The 15856-nt window shown below is 68.2% G+C and carries 14 protein-coding genes and 1 pseudogene; 4 read left to right on the top strand and 11 right to left on the bottom strand.

The window, feature by feature from the left end:
* Window positions 1-108: 108 nt before the first annotated feature.
* Complete coding sequence (locus H0I39_RS09110) at window positions 109-660, top strand: Zn-binding domain-containing protein (protein WP_180550277.1); 552 nt, start codon at window positions 109-111, stop codon at window positions 658-660.
* A 206-nt stretch (window positions 661-866) separates the two neighbouring features.
* The gene (locus tag H0I39_RS09105; protein WP_180550276.1) at window positions 867-1739 is read left to right on the top strand and encodes a hypothetical protein; all 873 of its coding nucleotides are present in this window, start codon (window positions 867-869) and stop codon (window positions 1737-1739) included.
* A gap of 324 nt (window positions 1740-2063) precedes the next feature.
* Here H0I39_RS09105 and H0I39_RS21955 read toward each other — a convergent pair whose 3' ends face one another.
* From H0I39_RS21955 to moaC, 3 genes are all read right to left on the bottom strand, one after another.
* Window positions 2064-2495 (bottom strand): site-specific integrase, encoded by a 432-nt coding sequence (locus H0I39_RS21955; RefSeq protein WP_257645708.1) that lies wholly within the window; start codon window positions 2493-2495, stop codon window positions 2064-2066.
* The gene (locus tag H0I39_RS21950) at window positions 2495-3049 is read right to left on the bottom strand and encodes a site-specific integrase (RefSeq protein ID WP_257645707.1); all 555 of its coding nucleotides are present in this window, start codon (window positions 3047-3049) and stop codon (window positions 2495-2497) included. The genes H0I39_RS21955 and H0I39_RS21950 overlap by 1 nt, the downstream gene beginning before the upstream one ends.
* A 102-nt stretch (window positions 3050-3151) precedes the next feature.
* Window positions 3152-3733 carry a cyclic pyranopterin monophosphate synthase MoaC gene (gene moaC, locus H0I39_RS09095; RefSeq protein WP_308645812.1) on the bottom strand — a complete coding sequence of 194 codons (582 nt, stop codon included), beginning with the start codon at window positions 3731-3733 and terminating at the stop codon, window positions 3152-3154.
* Between moaC and H0I39_RS09090 the strand changes: the two genes are divergently transcribed.
* Window positions 3728-5317 (top strand): M48 family metalloprotease, encoded by a 1590-nt coding sequence (locus H0I39_RS09090; protein WP_180550275.1) that lies wholly within the window; start codon window positions 3728-3730, stop codon window positions 5315-5317. The two genes, moaC and H0I39_RS09090, sit on opposite strands and share 6 nt — an antisense overlap.
* A gap of 301 nt (window positions 5318-5618) precedes the next feature.
* Here H0I39_RS09090 and H0I39_RS09085 read toward each other — a convergent pair whose 3' ends face one another.
* The 3 genes from H0I39_RS09085 to H0I39_RS09075 all read right to left on the bottom strand — a co-directional run bounded on the left by H0I39_RS09085 (window position 5619) and on the right by H0I39_RS09075 (window position 7613).
* Window positions 5619-5957, bottom strand: coding sequence for a phage holin family protein (locus H0I39_RS09085; RefSeq protein ID WP_180550274.1), 339 nt, complete (start codon window positions 5955-5957; stop codon window positions 5619-5621).
* 61 nt (window positions 5958-6018) lie between these two features.
* Window positions 6019-6729, bottom strand: coding sequence for a TerC family protein (locus H0I39_RS09080; RefSeq protein WP_180550273.1), 711 nt, complete (start codon window positions 6727-6729; stop codon window positions 6019-6021).
* 428 nt (window positions 6730-7157) lie between these two features.
* Window positions 7158-7613, bottom strand: a complete 456-nt coding sequence (locus H0I39_RS09075; RefSeq protein WP_180550272.1) for a DUF3717 domain-containing protein — start codon at window positions 7611-7613, stop codon at window positions 7158-7160.
* Window positions 7614-7956: 343 nt separating this feature from the next.
* Between H0I39_RS09075 and H0I39_RS09070 the strand changes: the two genes are divergently transcribed.
* Entirely contained in the window at window positions 7957-8589 is a 633-nt protein-coding gene (locus H0I39_RS09070; protein WP_180550271.1) for a hypothetical protein, read from the top strand.
* Window positions 8590-9074: 485 nt separating this feature from the next.
* Here H0I39_RS09070 and H0I39_RS09065 read toward each other — a convergent pair.
* The 5 genes and pseudogenes from H0I39_RS09065 to gap all read right to left on the bottom strand — a co-directional run bounded on the left by H0I39_RS09065 (window position 9075) and on the right by gap (window position 15828).
* Window positions 9075-10090 (bottom strand): annotated as a pseudogene (locus H0I39_RS09065) (Bug family tripartite tricarboxylate transporter substrate binding protein).
* Between the two features lie 596 nt (window positions 10091-10686).
* Window positions 10687-11517: a M23 family metallopeptidase gene (locus H0I39_RS09060; protein WP_257645706.1), complete on the bottom strand. Its 831-nt coding sequence runs from the start codon at window positions 11515-11517 to the stop codon at window positions 10687-10689.
* A gap of 31 nt (window positions 11518-11548) precedes the next feature.
* A complete protein-coding gene (locus tag H0I39_RS09055; protein ID WP_180550270.1) occupies window positions 11549-12559 on the bottom strand; it encodes a L,D-transpeptidase family protein in 1011 nt (336 codons plus the stop codon).
* A gap of 351 nt (window positions 12560-12910) precedes the next feature.
* Window positions 12911-14764 (bottom strand): S8 family peptidase, encoded by a 1854-nt coding sequence (locus H0I39_RS09050; protein ID WP_180550269.1) that lies wholly within the window; start codon window positions 14762-14764, stop codon window positions 12911-12913.
* A gap of 62 nt (window positions 14765-14826) precedes the next feature.
* Window positions 14827-15828 (bottom strand): type I glyceraldehyde-3-phosphate dehydrogenase, encoded by a 1002-nt coding sequence (gene gap / locus H0I39_RS09045; RefSeq protein ID WP_180550268.1) that lies wholly within the window; start codon window positions 15826-15828, stop codon window positions 14827-14829.
* Between the last annotated feature and the right edge of the window lie 28 nt (window positions 15829-15856).

Genomic DNA, 15856 nt, shown 5'->3' with positions numbered 1-15856 from the left:
GTGTGGACGCGCATCGCCCATGGGGAACGAAGAAGACCCCGATGGGATACCCAAGGTCTTCCAACGTCCGCATGCTCGTTTGAGAGGGGCAAGACTGCAGGCAGTTGGATGTGTGGCGGCAGTGACAACCCTTTCAAGATCAAGGCCGGCATACGGTTTGGTCGTGAGTACAAGACTGACGTTCTGGAGATTGTGCTCAACGATGTAGAGGGTCAGCCTTTGGTGGACTCGGCGGTTGCCTACACCTTGGCGGTAGCCTTGCGAAGAGCAGTGGCTGAGAGTCTTGGGGTTGAGGAAACTGAACTGGGATGCGACACCAAGATGCTGCGTGACGACTTCTATCGCAAGGCGCGCGTCATTCAAGTCTTTGATGTTCGTTCGGCAGGTTACTCAAGCCTTGTTGCTTCTGAACTCCCCAGGCTCATGCGCATAGCTAGGAGCAAGCTTCAGTGCGAAGCAGGCTGCGAAGGCGCTTGTCAGATGTGTCTCCTGACCTTTGATACGAGGTATCGTGCTGACGAACTGGACCGGCAAGCCGCACTGAACTTCTTGTCCGATGATTGGCTCGCGTCGCTGGCGTTGGATGACAGGTGCCAACTGTTTGGCGCAGCTTCAAGCCGGAGTTCCAGCCGATCGATGAAGCGATTTCGCGAGAGTTGAATCGTGGGGATGCTCAGCGTCTGGTTGTTTACTTGAACGGAAGTCCAGCCGATTGGGATTTGCCGGCGTCGCCCTTGAGGCGATTGATGCACAGACTATCCGTCAGGGATGACACAGAACTGTTCCTGGTTGCCTCCAAAGGTGATCTAACGCAATTGTCGCGTGAGAACGCAGCTGTTCTTCGAAGCCTTGAGACGCTAGGTTCCGTGAGAGTGATTGCCGGTACTGCGCCGGCGTTGTCCAAGGATGGCTACTGCATCGCAACAATAGAGCGCTCCGACCGTACCTATTCGACTTGGGCTACTACCGAGCGGCAGTGTGCTAGTAGTGATCGCCACTGGGGACAGTTGGTAGACGGCATCGTCGTCTCAGCGCCCACAGTTGGCCCACACCTTTCGGGTGAGGACATCACACTGCCAGCCACAGATGCCGCGGGCGTCCAGTCGTTCGAAATCAGCAGCGAGCTGAATGGGAAAGGGCTTGGCTTCGGCGAGCGCTTCTGGAAGTACATTGGTCGAGGGGACATATCGACGCTGTTTCCAAGCGGCGCCGTTCCGACCGCGATCGAGTACGAAGATCGCTATCTGGCGACACCAATTGCCTGCGCTCTACTGGTCGAAGCAGTTTCGGCAATTAAGTCATATTTCCAAGCTACAGGAGAATGGCCCGATGTTCGAGTCAAAGTGGCCACCATGCTGATAGACGAGGGCAAAACTCAGCGCAATAGAGGTGCGTGGTGGTCGGATTGGGGTCTGACCAAACAGAGGGATCAGGCGCTTGAAGCGGCGTTTAAATACTGTGGAATTGAGGCTTCGGTCAAGTCAACAGATCGGCGAAATCTGATCCATGGACGCCGACTAAGCGTACATCTGCAGGGCGGTGGGCAGCTCGTGGTATGGCTCGATCAAGGCTGGTCGTATTGGTCCATGGCGAACCATCATCGGCATACCATGTTGGCGTCTTTCGACATGCGCGCCCCCGTGCCGACCCTTGGCGAAACTTTGGCGGAGTTCAGACTCGACATTCAGGGGCATGAGTTGCCGACGCAGGTTTTCGTGGAGCGGCTAGAGACTCTGTAGATGTCGTTCAGGCTGAATACAGACCTCGGTATTGTGTGTACGACGACCATATCAAGTCGCAAGCTGGCATCTGAAGTACAGTCTTTGACTGCAAGCCGCTATCGCCGAGATAGCGGACAGCAAGGCGCTGAACTTGCTTACGAAGCCGATGTCGTCGAAGTCATGCCTAGAGTGAGTCCCATAAATGACCGGACGCGGTGCGCTCGCGTACCTCGGGCGAATACTTCACTGACCTTCTCATGGCACCATCCTCTCAAAGAATGGAGACTCCTCTAAGTCCAGGGCGGTTCATTCCGACACTAGGAGCATGCATGAAAGAAGCCGTCAATCAAGCTTGGCTGCCAATGCAGAAGGGTCTGGATGGTAGTAGCGCTTCAGCATCTGAAGTGTTCTGTGGCCAGTGACTGCTGAAAGCTCCAGCACGTTGTTCAGTTTCGTCGACAAGTGTGTCGCGGCGCAGTGTCGAAGGTCATGGAAATGGAAGTCCTCCAGCTTGGCACGCAAACAGGCACGCTTGAAAGCTGCATGAAGTGCGTGCGCTCCAATCGGAAACACCAGTTCTTGGCCTGGCTGTCGATCCAGAGTCATCAGTACTTCGACTGCACGCCGTGACAGTGGCACAGCACGAGAGTCACCATTCTTGGAGATTTCCACAAAAGCGACCTGGCGATCGAGGTCGATCTGCCGCCAGCGAAGTGCGAGCAGCTCGCCACGTCGCATAGCGGTTTCCAACGCCAGAATCACCAGCGGGTACATCAGGGGTTGCGTCGTCCTACGGGTTTGAGCTCATCGAGCAGCCTGTTGCGCTCATCCACCGAGAGCAGTCGGGTGCGCCCTGCGGGCGCCCTCGGACGTCGCACCAGAGCAAAGGGATTGGCCCCAGCCGCACCCCATTCCCGCCTCGCGTGGTTGACCACGGCCGACAGCAAGGCCAGATCACGAATGACGGTGCCTGCGCCGACCTTCGTCAGGCGGTGGTCACGAAAATCTGCGATATCGGAAGGGGTCAACGCATGCAGAGAGAAGGATGCGAGGCGCGAGCGCTGCAATGCGCGGATGCGAATAGCCTCATCCTTGCTGCCGCGCTTGGTGGGAGTGACTTCCCTCAGGTAGCGAGCCATCAGCTCCCGCAGTAGCCAGTCGTCGACCTCACCGTGTCTCTGGTGGACCCGGCGGTCCATGCCGCTTTCCACTTCGCGCGCCCATCGCAGCGCTTGGGTGCGCGTGTCGAAGGTCTTCGTTTCTTCAGGGTAGCCCTTTCGAATGATGCGTGCCTGCCACTTGCCGGCACGCTGCCTGATCGATGCCATGCGCTTCTCACTTGGACAAGCGTTGGACAAAATCCTTTTTGGCGCTCTGGTGACGGGTGAGAACCACTGGCCCCACCGGCGTGGAGATGGAGGCTTTGACGGCTAAGTGCCTGTCGCGACATAGCTTCCCGACTTGCCCCCGTGCTTTTCCAGCAGCCGCACGCCGGTGATGGTCATGCCGCGATCCGCGGCCTTGCACATGTCGTAGATGGTGAGCAGGGCGATCTGTACGGCCGTCAGGGCTTCCATCTCCACGCCGGTGGGGCCGGTGGTCTCCACGGTCGCGGTGCAGACGACGGCATCGGCGCCCGCCGCATCGGCGCGGACAGCTTCGAAATCAATAGCGACTCGGCTCAGCGCCAGCGGGTGGCACAGCGGAATCAGATCGCTCGTCTTCTTGGCCGCCATGATGCCGGCGATGCGCGCGATGCCCAGCACATCGCCCTTCTTCGCCGTGCCGGATTCGATCAGCGCCAGCGTGGCCGGCAGCATCTCGATGCGGCCGCTGGCCACGGCCACGCGGTGGGTGGCAGGCTTGGCGCCCACGTCCACCATGTGGGCCTGGCCGTGGGCGTCGAAGTGGGTGAGGGGCTGGGAGGGGTGTTCATGGGTAACGGCGGGGAACGTCGTGCGGGTGCGGGCATCATACGCAGCAGCCTCCTGCCTGACTGCCTGCCCATGCACCGCCTGACCTGTAGCTGTCTCTGTCTCAACCGCCGTCACGCCACCGGCTGGCTGGCCCTGGCGCTGTTGGCGTCGCAGGCGCGGGCGCAGGGCGATGTCGCGGCGCCTGTGGGACGCAGTGGCCTGCCCTCGCTGGGCGATGCGGGCGCGATGACGACGCTGGAAGAGCGCAAGCTGGGCGACGCCATCATCCGCGAGCTGTACCGCGACCCGGACTACATCGACGACCCGGTGATCGGCGAATACGTGGACGGCCTGTGGCGCGCGCTGCTGGCCGGCGCGCGCGCGCGCGGCGAGCTGCCGCCCGAGCTGGACGAGCGCTACGCCTGGGCAGTGCTGCTGGGGCGCGACCGCAGCATCAACGCCTTTGCGCTGCCGGGCGGCTACTTCGGGCTGCACCTGGGGCTGGTGGGCGCGGTGGCCTCGCGCGACGAGCTGGCCTCGGTGCTGGCGCACGAGCTGGTGCACATAACGCAGCGCCACATTCCGCGCCTGCTGAGCGCGCAGGACCGCCAGGCTCCGCTGCTGCTGGCGGCCATGGTGCTGGGGGCCATTGCCGCCAGCAAGAACCCGCAGGCCGGCGCGGCGCTGGCGGTGGGCGGGCAGGCGGCGGTGATCCAGCAGCAGCTGAACTTCTCGCGCGACATGGAGCGCGAGGCCGACCGCATCGGCTACGGCGTGATGACGCAGGCGGGCTTTGCGGGGCAGGGCTTCGTCAGCATGTTCGAGAAGCTGCAGGCCGCCTCGCGCATCAACGACAACAGCGACTGGCCCTACCTGCGCAGCCACCCGCTGACCACGCAGCGCATCGCCGACATGCAGCAGCGCCAGCAAAGTCTGGCGCGCCAGGCGCCGCCGGTGGACCTGGAGGCGGCACTGGTGGCCGGCCGCGCGCGCGCCCTCAGCCGCCCCGGCGTGGACGTGCTGCGCGCCTGGGCGGGCGAGCCGGCGCAACCCGGCTTTGCCAGCCGCCCGCTGGCGCAGCGTGCGGGCGCGCTGTACGCCGCCGCGCTGGCGCAGGCGCAGCTGCGCGATCTGCCCAAGGCGCAGGCGCTGGCCACGCAGCTGGCGCTGGCCGTGGCGGGCGATGGCCCGGCGGCGCAACAGGCCCGTCTGCTGCAGGCCGAGCTGGCCCTGCAGGCCGGCGAGCCGGCGCAGGTGCTGAAGCTGCTGAGCGGCGCCCCGCGCCCGGCCAGCGCCGACGTGCAGGGCCAGGCCGGCCGCGCCGCGCTGCTGCTGCGCGCGCAGGCGCTGGTCGGCACCGGCCAGGCGACCGAGGCGGCGGGCGCGCTGCAGACCTGGGTGAGCGACCACCCGCGCGATGCTGGCGCGTGGCAGGCGCTGGCGCAGGCCCACGGCGCGGCGGGCCGCACACTGCGCGCGCTGCGCGCCGAGGGCGAAGTGCCGATGGCGCACATGGACTACGCCGGCGCCGTGGACCGCTGGCGCGCCGCGCAGGACTTCTCGCGCCGGCAGCCGGGCGACAACGCCGACCTGATCGAGGCCAGCATCGTCGACACGCGGCTGCGCGCGGCGCAGGCCGCGCTGAAGCAGCAGCAGCTGGACGAGATGAAGCGGCGCTGAGGCCGAGGCCGAGGCGGGGGCACTGAGGGAGCAGGCTTGCCCGCGATGGGGCGATGCGCCACAACGGCGGCCTGATCGCGGGCAAGCCCGCTCCCGCAGGCGCCGCAGGCAGAGCGCAGCGAAACCTGGCGATGCGCTGTGCCGCTGGGTTCCTTGACTCAATCGAGCCTGCTCATCATTTGATAGTGATTGCCGCAGTATATGAGCCGATTTCAAGACGTATCGGCCTGAAACTGGCTTGCAACAGGCGCAAGCCGCTATATATTCGAGAGCGTTTGGTGGGCGAGCGAGCCGCCCGCCCTCACTTCACCACCGCGTCGATCACCACGCCCAGCGCCGAATAGATCAGCGAGCCGATCAGCGCGGCCCAGAAGCCGTTGACGTGAAAGCCGCTCAGCACGCCCGAGGCGGCCCAGAACATCAGCGCGTTGATGACGAACAGGAACAGCCCCAGCGTGAGGATGGTGACCGGGATCGTCAGCACCACCAGCACGGGCCGCACCAGCATGTTCAGCAGGCCGATCACCAGCGCTGCGACCATCGCCGCGCCAAAGCTCGCCACGCTCACGCCGCTGCTGTAGATGTAGGCCACCGCCAGCAGCGCGGCGGCCGAGAGCAGCCATTTCAGGATCAGTTTCATGCCGCCAGCATAGCGCAGCGGCATGGCGCGGGCGACGCTGCGGCGCCCGCGTCGCGCGGCGTCAGGCCTGCGCCGAGTCGTCGGCCAGTGCCGGCTTGCGGCGCGTGGCCAGCCAGGCGGTGCCCAGCACGCCCACGATGCACAGCACCGTCAGGCCCCAGCGCAGCAGCTGCTCGGGCGCCTCGCGCGGGCCGAAGATGCCCGACAGCAGCTGCTCGTTCACGATCATCTTGGCCGCCGTGAAGGCCAGCACCGCCGCGCCCAGCTGGATGATGATCGGGAAGCGCTCCACCAGCTTCAGCACCATGGTGGAGCCGAACACCACGATCGGCACGCTGATCAGCAGGCCCAGCACCACCAGGTCCATCGCGCCCTGCGCCGCGCCGGCCACGCCCAGCACGTTGTCGATGCCCATCAGCGCGTCGGCGATGATGATGGTCTTCATGGCGCCCCAGAAGGTGGTGGCGCCCGGGCCGTGGCCTTCGTCCTCGCCGCCCTGGTCGGCGATCAGTTTGTAGGCGATCCACAGCAGGCCAACGCCGCCCAGCAGCATCAGGCCGGGTATCTTGAGCAGCCACACCACGATCAGCGTCATCGCCGTGCGCACGCCGATGGCGCCCACGGTGCCCCAGATGATGGCTTTCTTCTGCAGGTGCTTGGGCAGGTTGCGCGCGGCCAGGGCGATGACGATGGCGTTGTCGCCGGCCAGCACCAGGTCGATCAGGATGATGGCCATCAGCGCGGACCACCAGGCGGTTGAGAACAGTTCCATGAGAAACAAGGCTCCGAAGTGCGTGCCGGGCAGGGCACGGGTCGATGAAAACCCGCCATGGCCGTGGCCGGGCGCCAGCGCACACTCAGGGGACACACGCGCTGCAGCCACGGGGGCAGACAGCGGGCAGACCCGGACGCTTTCGACCAGCCTCGCCAGACGGGGTTGATCGAAGGTCTTGCTCGGCAGGCGATGCAGCGGACTGCGCCTGCCCGACGGGCCGGAAGCCGCGGTCTGCCAGGGCAGAAGGGCTTCGTATTGACGACCGGACGAGGGCCGCCCGGGGTGGGCGGCGGGAGAGCTACTCCCCTTCGGAACGCGCGATTAAACCACCGTCCGCGCGGCGCGGCAAGTCGCCCAGGCGTCTTGTTTCAAGTCAAATTGGGCTGCGACGCTTGCTGGACAAGCGCTGGCAGCTATCAAAAGGATCAGCCGGCGGACCGGCCGGTGCTGCCGTCGTGCGACGGGCCGGGCGCCGGCGCCTCGCGGGCGCGGTCGGCGTAGCGGTTGAAGCGCCAGGCCGTGCCCTCGGCCGTGATGCGGCGCCACACGGCGCGCTTGGCGAAGGGGCTCAGCGCGGGCCAGTGCTGCACTTCGCCTTCGGTGCGGCCGCAGCCCTTGCACACGGCGTCGCCCTGCGCGGTGGAGCAGATGGCGATGCAGGGCGCGTCGGGCGTGGTGGCGTACCAGGCCAGCCAGGCGGCGCGCGCGGCGGCGGGCAGGTGGGCGGCGTCGGCCTGGTGCTGGCGGTGGAACACCATGCGCGCATACACCTCGGCCAGCGCCGCCACCTCGGGCGCCAGCGCGGCGCCGGTGGCGGGCTGGCGGGCGCGCCAGTGGTTGATGGCGGCTTCGAGGTCGGTGATGTGGATGGCATCGCGCATGACCGGGGCATGATAGGCGCCACCGCGCCTGAACCATTGCGCGCCGCGCGGCACCAACTCTTTCTGGCCGCCAAACCCACCAGGATGCTTGATCCGCAACACAGCGTTGTGGGAGCGGGCTTGCCCGCGATGCGGCGCCTCGTCGCCACAAGCGCTTGATCGCGGGCAAGCCCGCTCCCACACTCGCGGATGCGGTCCGCGCGGCATCGGAGACCTTTTGATAATCCAGCAAGGATGTGAACCGTTTTGAGCCCTGAAACGCCCCCGCCCAGCCCTCGCCCGCGCCCCGCCGTCGCCGCCACTGGCTGGTGCTCAGCCTGCTGGCCAACGCGCTGCTGGGCTGGTGGCTGTGGCGTGCGCAGCCGCCGGCGCCGCCCCGCTGGCGCAGGCCGTGGGCGAGGCGGTGGTGCTGCGCACGCCCGGCGGGCGGCTGGAGGTGGCCGAGCTGAAGCAGGTGGAGACCTTCGAGGTCTCGCGCGACCACGACGTGCTGGGCGTGCCCGTGGGCAGCACGTTTTCGCGCATCCGCGTGCCGGCGCATTACCGCAGCCATGTCGATCTGGCGCCCGAATGGCGCGTGAGCGTGCGCCCCGACGGCAGCGTGCGCGTGATCGCGCCGCGCCTGCAGCCCACGCTGCCGGTGGCCATCGACACCGCGCGCATCGAGAAGGAATCGCGCGGCCTGTGGTCGCTGTTCACCGGGCCGGAGCAGCTGGCGGCGCTGGAGCGGTCGATCACCGCCTCGCTGGCGCGCAAGGCCGCCACCGCGCCCGTGCTGGCGCGCCAGCGCGAGGCCGCGCGCGCCACCGTGGCCGAGTTCGTGCAGAAGTGGCTGATGACGCAGACCGCGTGGCAGCCGCACGGCGACAAGCCCGTGCAGGTGCTGTTCGCCGACGAGCCGATCGAGGCGCTGGACGCCGCCTGCGACGCCCAGCCGGGCTGCGCGGCGGCCTGGGTGGGCGCGGCGGGGTTGTGAGGGCTGAATCCGCTTCCACTTCAGAACGTGAACAACCGTCATCCCGGCGAAAGCCGCGAGCCGGGTGTTCTGGCACACGCCGCCTGGATTCCGGCTTTCGCCGGAATGACGGATTTCTGGCTGTTTTGATCGGGAATTGGGCTGAATAAGGCGATAGCGATTTAGTGCGGGGTGGCAGTCCTGAATTAGTAGCTTCTGGCGCCCGATGGATGGGCGCTTAAGCCAATTTTGCCATCAGAAAAATTTGACAAGTCCCCCCTGCAGCATCGGTCTGTCACGGCGGCCGGGCGCCGGGGCGCGCCAGCGCGCGGGGTGGACGCCAAAGGTGTGTGTGGGAGCGGGCTTGCCCGCGATCAAGCGTTGGTTGCGACGAGACGCCCCATCGCGGGCAAGCCCGCTCCCACAACACCGCTGACCGCGCACGCCTGCCGGGCAAAAACGCCGCCCGGCGGGTGGCGCAGGCGGCGTGGGCAGCGGCGGCAGGCTCAGTCCGCCTTGGCGCCCGACTGCCTGACCAGCTTTTCCCAGATCGGCGCATCGCGCTTGTAGACAGCGGCAAACTGCGCCGGCGTGCCGCCCACGGGGTGAAGCCCATGCTGACGATGCGCTCGCGCACCTCGGGCAGGGCCATCACGGCCTGCACCTCGGTGCTGATGCGCTCGATCAGCGCCGGCGGCAGCTTGGCCGGGCCGCCCAGGCCGACGAAGCCGACGATGCGGTAGGCGTCGTCCTTCAGGCCCTGCTCGGCCAGCGTGGGCAGGTTGGGCAGCACGCCCATGCGCGTGTCGCCGGTGGCGCCCACCAGGCGCAGCTTGCCGGCGTCGGCGTGCGGCTTGGCCGACAGCGCGCTGGTGAAGGCCATCTGAATCTGCCCGCCGATCAGGTCCTGCAGCATCAGCGCCTCGCCGCGGTAGGCCACGTGCGACATGTCGGCGTCCTGCGCCAGGCTCATGGCGGCGCCGCCCAGGTGCGCGTACGAGCCCACGCCCCACGAGCCGTAGGCCACCTTGCCCTTGTTGGCCTTCACCCAGGCCAGCAGCTCGGGCCCGGTCTTGGCCGGCACGCTGGGGTGCACGGCCAGCACCACCGGCGCCTTGGCCAGCTGGCTGATCAGCGCCAGGTCGGTCATCGGGTTGTAGGGCATCTTGGTGTAGAGGTACTGGTTGATCAGCATCGAGGTGCTGAGCGAGACCAGCAGCGTGTGCCCGTCGGGCGCGGCCTTGGCCACGGCGTCGGTGCCGGTGATGCCGCCGGCGCCGCCGCGGTTGTCGACCACGAAGGGCTGGCCCAGGCGCTTGGACAGCTGTTCGCCCAGCACGCGGGCGGTGATGTCGGTGGCGCCACCGGCCGGGAAGGGCACGACCAGCCGCACCGTGCGCTGCGGCCATTTGTCGGCCTGCGCCTGGGCCAGGCCTGGCAGGCCGGCCAGAACCATCAGGCCAGCGGCGGCCAGCACGCGGCGGCGGGGAAGCAGGGAGCGGAAGGCGGCAAGGGTGTTCATGGCGGGGGCAGGTGCAAGGGTGGAAAGGGACCCGCGGCCCTCCAGGCCGTGGGCGAGCGGGGTGTGCGGAACTGCAAGGTTCCTGCAGGCCGGCGGCGCCGGCGGGCCGCGCCGTCACTGGGGCGACGGCGCACAGGGGACAGCAAGCGGCGGGTTGCGCGCGCTGGGGTGGCGCCGTGCCGCTGTGCCATGTCCAGAGCGAACCGACATCCATGTCGTCATTCCGGCGCAAGCCTGCAATCCAGGCGGCGTGCGCACGGGGACATGGATCCCGGCTTGCGCCGGGATGACGAATGTTCACGTGTCGAGGCAGCAATGGCATGACGCCAGCGCCGTCCGGGCCGCTGCGCGACGCACAACGGCGCCGCGCCTCAGCCTCATACTGTTTGTTTCGCGTTCAAAAAGATGGCTGCTGGCGCGCGATGCGACGACGAAATGACCTTGCTGCGCTTCGATGACGGCGGCTGCGCCGCCAACACGCCAGCCAAGGGCGAGGCATTCCGCGCATCACTGACGTCATTTCGTCATCACGCCGCGCAGCGGCGAAGTCATGGCGTCACCCCGTCAAAAGCTGAGGTTTGGGGCGCGAAACGGCTTCAAGGCCAGCGCAGCACAGGATAGGGGTTCAGCGCCTCGCCCTTCCACCATTCCTTCTTCGGCCCCAGCTTGAAGATGGCGAAGTGCAGGTGCGGTGCCTGCGGGCTGGCGTTGCCGCTGCTGCCCACGTAGCCGATCAGCTGGCCGCGCTTCACCGCCTGGCCTTCCTGCAGGCCGTCGGCGTAGCGGTCGAGGTGGGCGTAGTAGTAGGCGAATTCCTCGCCCGGGTCGAACTGGTAGATGGTGATGCCGCCGCCGCCCTGGCTGAAGAACAGGCGGGCGATGCGACCGTCTTCCACCGCCAGCACCGGCGTGCCGATGGGCGCCATGATGTCGATGGCGTCGTGGCTGCGCGCACCGTTGGCGCGGGCGTCGGTGTAGGTGTCGGTGAGCTGGTGGGCGGCGATGCCCTGCACCGGCAGCGTCAGGCGCCGCGCTGCCAGCCGGGCCGTGTCCTGGGGTGACGGATCGCCGGCGCGCGCCGCCTGCTGCGCGGCCTGCGCCGCGGCTTCGGCGGCGGTGTCGGCGCGGGCCTTGGCGCCATCGCTGGCGGCCAGGATGATGGGCGCGGCGGCTGTCGGCGCGGGCTGGACGCGGCTCGCGGGCACAGGCACGGCGGGCGGTGTAGGTGCGCTGGCTTCGGGCGGACGAACCGATGGCGCCGGCGCCTGGATGCGGCTGGCTGTCGGCGCGGGGTCGGCAGCGCGGATCAGTGGCCGATCAGCCTGCCGCAGCGCCCAGCTGGCGCCCAGCAGCAGCGCGGCCAGCACGGCGAACCAGCCCAGGGCCTGGCGCCAGCCCGGCGGGCGACGGCGTGTGTTCGGTGGCAAGCGGGTGGGCTCCGCGTGATGGCCGCCGCGCTCAGGGCCGCACGTCGACCTTGGCGCCCACCTTGACGACCTTGGCCAGGCGCTCGGCGTCCCAGTTGGTCAGGTGGATGCAGCCGTTGGTTTCGGAATGGCCCACCTTGGCCGGCTCGGGCGTGCCGTGAATGCCCCAGTGCGGCTTGGTCAGGCCCAGCCAGATGGTGCCCACGGGGTTGTTGGGGCCGCCGGCGATCTCGACCTTGGCGGCATCCTTCGGTGCATTCTTCAGGATCGCCGGGTTGTAGGTGAAGCTGGGCATGTCGACCGCGTTCTTGATCGCCATCTGGCCGATCGGCAGCGGGTCGTTCATCTCGTTGCCGATGCTGATGGGAAAGCCCGCCGCGGGCTTGCCGTCGCTGTCCAGCACGAACAGCACGCGTTCGCCCTTGTCGATCTCGATGCTCTGCGACGCGCGCGTGGGCGCCTTGCTGTCCAGCACGTTGGGCACCACGATCTCGGTGCCGGCGGCCAGCGCCTTGCCGCCGTTCAGGCGCTTCAGATAGGCGGGGTTGACGTGAAAGCGCTCGGCAATGGCCTCGTCCAGCGACTCGTACACCAGCGCCTTGAGCTTGGCGCGCTCGGCCATGTCGGCGGGCGTTTTCTCGAATGGGCCGGCGGCGTCTTTCTCGGTGATGGTGTAGCGCGTCAGCAGCGGCTCGGCGCTGGCCTCGCGCAGCGACTGCCAGGTGGCGGCGTCGACGCTGCCGGTCTCCTTCAGGCTGTTCGACCGCTGGTAGGCGCGGACCATGCGCTGCATGTTGCGGCCGAAGGCGCCGTCGATCTCGCCGGGCGAGAACCAGGCGCGGTCGAGCAGGACCTGCGCGCGGGTCACGGCGGCGCCGCGGCTGCCCATCCTGAGCGCGGGCGTGTCGGTGGCGGCGTTGAAGGCGTCGAAGTCGAGCGTGTCGGCGGCCGCCTGCGCGGCGCCCTGGCGGGCCCAGGCGGGCAGGGCGGTGAAGGCGCTGGCGCCCAGGCCGGCGATGAGAAAGCGGCGGGTGACGGTCATGGTCGGTGACTGCAAGGGTGGCAACATGGCCTGCAGTGTGGGCCGCGCCGCGCCGGCCGACTGTAGGAAGGCGCCCGCTCTGCCTGGCGGCGACGGGCGCGGCCTGGCGCCTTGATGGCGCGCTGTGGCCAGTCGCGCGCTGCACCCGGCGGCGGTTCGCCCCGGCTGGCGCATTCACCACCCAGTGGCGTGGAGGTCAGTCTTTGGCGGGGAGTATGTAACTTTGTCGCCCGTCCGGCGGGCGCTGGCGGTCGGCATGGTGGGGAGTATATGGGGTGCAGCGCACCGGGCTGCATTCGACCAGAGCATTCATGCCGATGGCGCGCGCTGGCGCCCGAGGGCGCCCGGCCCTCAGGCCGCCCCGGCGCGCCGGCGCCGCGCCCAGGCGCCCAGTGCCAGCGCCCACAGACCCAGGCCCCACAGCAGGCCGGTGCTGCCGCCGCCATCGTCGTCGTCATGCCAGTCGCCGCCACCGCTGCGCGTGGTGACGGTGACGTAGTTGTCGGCCGAGCGGCCGGCCGAGTCGGTGACCAGCAGGCGAAACACCCAGTCGTCGCGCGCGCCGGCCGGCAGGGTGACGGCCAGCGTCGGCCCGTTGGTGGCGCCCAGCGTGGCCGGCGGGCCGGAGACCTGGCTCCACTGGTACGCGGTGATGCTGGCGCCGCCCACGGCCGCGCTGCCGCGCCCGTCCAGCGTGAGGCTGCTGCCCGGCGCCACAGTACCCACCGGCGCGATGACCACGGCCGGGCTGTAGGCCAGCTGCAGCGCGCCTTCGGCGTCCAGCAGGCCGGGGCCGCAGGTTTCGCGCGTGCAGTTGCAGGCGCTGTTGGTGGGGGCGCTGACGTTGCAGGTGGGGTAGCCGGGGCTGCTGGGGAACGCGCGCGCGCCAGCCTGGATGCGCGACACCAGTTCGGACGGCGTCAGCGCCGGGTTCACCGACAGCATCAGCGAGGCCACGCCCGCCGCCAGTGGCGACGCGAAGCTGGTGCCGTCCTTGCTGTCGTAGCTGTGTTCGGCCGGGCCGCGCGTGCCGGTGTTGGCGGTGGAATACAGCCTGGGCCCCACGTCGCGCCCGCCCGGGCCGCCGGGCGCCATGATGCCGACGTTGCGGCCGTAGTTGGAGTAGTAGGTCTTCAGCCCGTCCTGCCGCACCGCGCCCACGGCCAGCACGCCGGCGCAGTCGGCCGGGCGGGTGAGCGGGCCGTTCTCGTTGCCCGCGGCCACCACCACCAGGCTGCCCACGGCGCCGGCGTCGTCGATGGCGTACTGGTACGCCGGCGTGCAGGCCGTGCTGCCGCCGAAGCTGACGTTGATCACCTTGGCCGGGTTCGGGTTGGTGGGCACGCCGCTCACCGGCAGGCCGGCGGCCCAGCGGATGCCGTCCACCACGTCGGACAGCCAGGCGCCGCACTTGCCCGACACGCGCACCGGCAGAATCTTCGCGCCCCAGCTGACGCCGGCCACGCCGACGCCGTTGTTGGTCAGCGCGGCGATCTGGCCGGCGATGAAGGTGCCGTGCCAGCTGCTGTCTTCGGCCGGGCAGCCGGGGTAGCGCGCGGAATTGGCTTCGGTGTCGCTGATCCAGTCGCCCGGGTCCGAGGCATCGGCGTCGCGGCCGTCGCCGTCGTTGCTGGTGTCCAGATCGCTGATCAGGTCGTAGCCGGGCAGCAGCTTGCCCTGCAGGTCGGGGTGGCCGGGAACCGTGCCGGTGTCGACCACCGCCACCACCTGGCTGGGGCTGCCGGTGCTGCGGTCCCAGGCGGGCGGCAGGTTGAGGGCGCCCGCACCGCCATCGGCCGGGCGGCGCAGATGCCATTGCGTGCCGTTGGCGTAGTAGGGGTCGTTGGGCTCGGCCTGGCGCTTCAGGCGCACGTCGGGCTCGACGCTGGCCACCAGCGGGTTCAGGCGCACGCGGCGCTCGGCGGCCTGCAGCGCGGCGCCGGTCAGCGGTTGCGCAAAGTGCAGCAGGTGCGCGCGCGAACCCACCGGCATGGGTGCCTGCGCGCCCGGCAGGCCGGCGTCGGTGGCCACCGTCTTCAGGCGCTCACGCGCCGCCTGCGGCGTTTCGCGGCTGCCGTCGGCGGGGGCCTTCAGCGTGACGATCAGGCCGCGTGCCACCGGGGCATCGCCCGGCGCGGCATGGGCAGCCGTGGCCAGCAGCGCGGCCGACAGCCACAGGACAGAGGTGCAATGAAAACGGCTCATGCCAGCTTTCTAGCATGAGCCGTGCGGCCGGTAAATCCGGCCGGAGCGAAAAGCGCCGGGCTTTACTTCTTGGTGACCACGCGCACCATGTCGAGGCAGCGGTTGGAGTAGCCCCACTCGTTGTCGTACCAGCTCACCAGCTTGACGAAAGTGCTGTCGAGCGCGATGCCGGCATCGACGTCGAAGATCGAGCTGCGCGCATCGCCGCGGAAGTCGGTGGCCACCACCTTGTCCTCGGTGTAGCCCAGGATGCCCTTCATCTTGCCCTCGCTCTGCGCCTTCATCTCGGCGCAGATTTCAGCGTAGGTGGCGGGCTTTTCGAGTTCGACCGTCAGGTCGACCACCGACACGTCGGACGTCGGCACGCGGAAAGACATGCCCGTCAGCTTGCCCTTCAGATCGGGCAGCACCACGCCGACGGCCTTGGCAGCGCCGGTGGACGAGGGGATGATGTTCTCCAGAATGCCGCGGCCGCCGCGCCAGTCCTTATTGCTGGGGCCGTCCACGGTTTTCTGCGTGGCGGTCGCGGCGTGCACGGTGGTCATCAGCCCGCGCTTGATGCCCCATTTGTCGTGCAGCACCTTGGCCAGCGGCGCCAGGCAGTTGGTGGTGCAGCTGGCGTTGCTGATGATCGGCTCGCCCGCGTACTTGGCGCAGTTCACGCCGTGCACGAACATGGGCGTGTCGTCCTTCGACGGGGCCGACATGATGACCTTCTTGGCGCCGGCGTCGATGTGCTTCTGCGCGGTTTCCTTGGTCAGGAACAGGCCGGTGGATTCGATCACCACCTCGGCGCCGACCTCGCCCCACTTCAGGTTGGCCGGGTCCTTCTCGGCCGTCAGGCGGATCTTCTTGCCGTTGACCACCAGCGTGTTGCCGTCCACCTTCACGTCGCCCTTGAAGCGACCGTGCACGCTGTCGTAGGTCAGCATGTAGGCCAGGTAGTCGGGCTCCAGCAGGTCGTTGATGCCCACGACCTCGATGTCCGAATAGTTCTGCACCGCCGCGCGGAACACCATGCGCCCGATGCGGCCGAAGCCGTTGATGCCGATCTTGATGGTCATTGCTTTCTCCTGAAGTTAATTGATATGA

Origin of the sequence: Ottowia beijingensis (genome assembly GCF_013423955.1) — a bacterium.
GTDB classification, from domain to species: domain Bacteria; phylum Pseudomonadota; class Gammaproteobacteria; order Burkholderiales; family Burkholderiaceae_C; genus Ottowia; species Ottowia beijingensis.
This window is presented reverse-complemented; position numbering and strand designations above follow the sequence as displayed.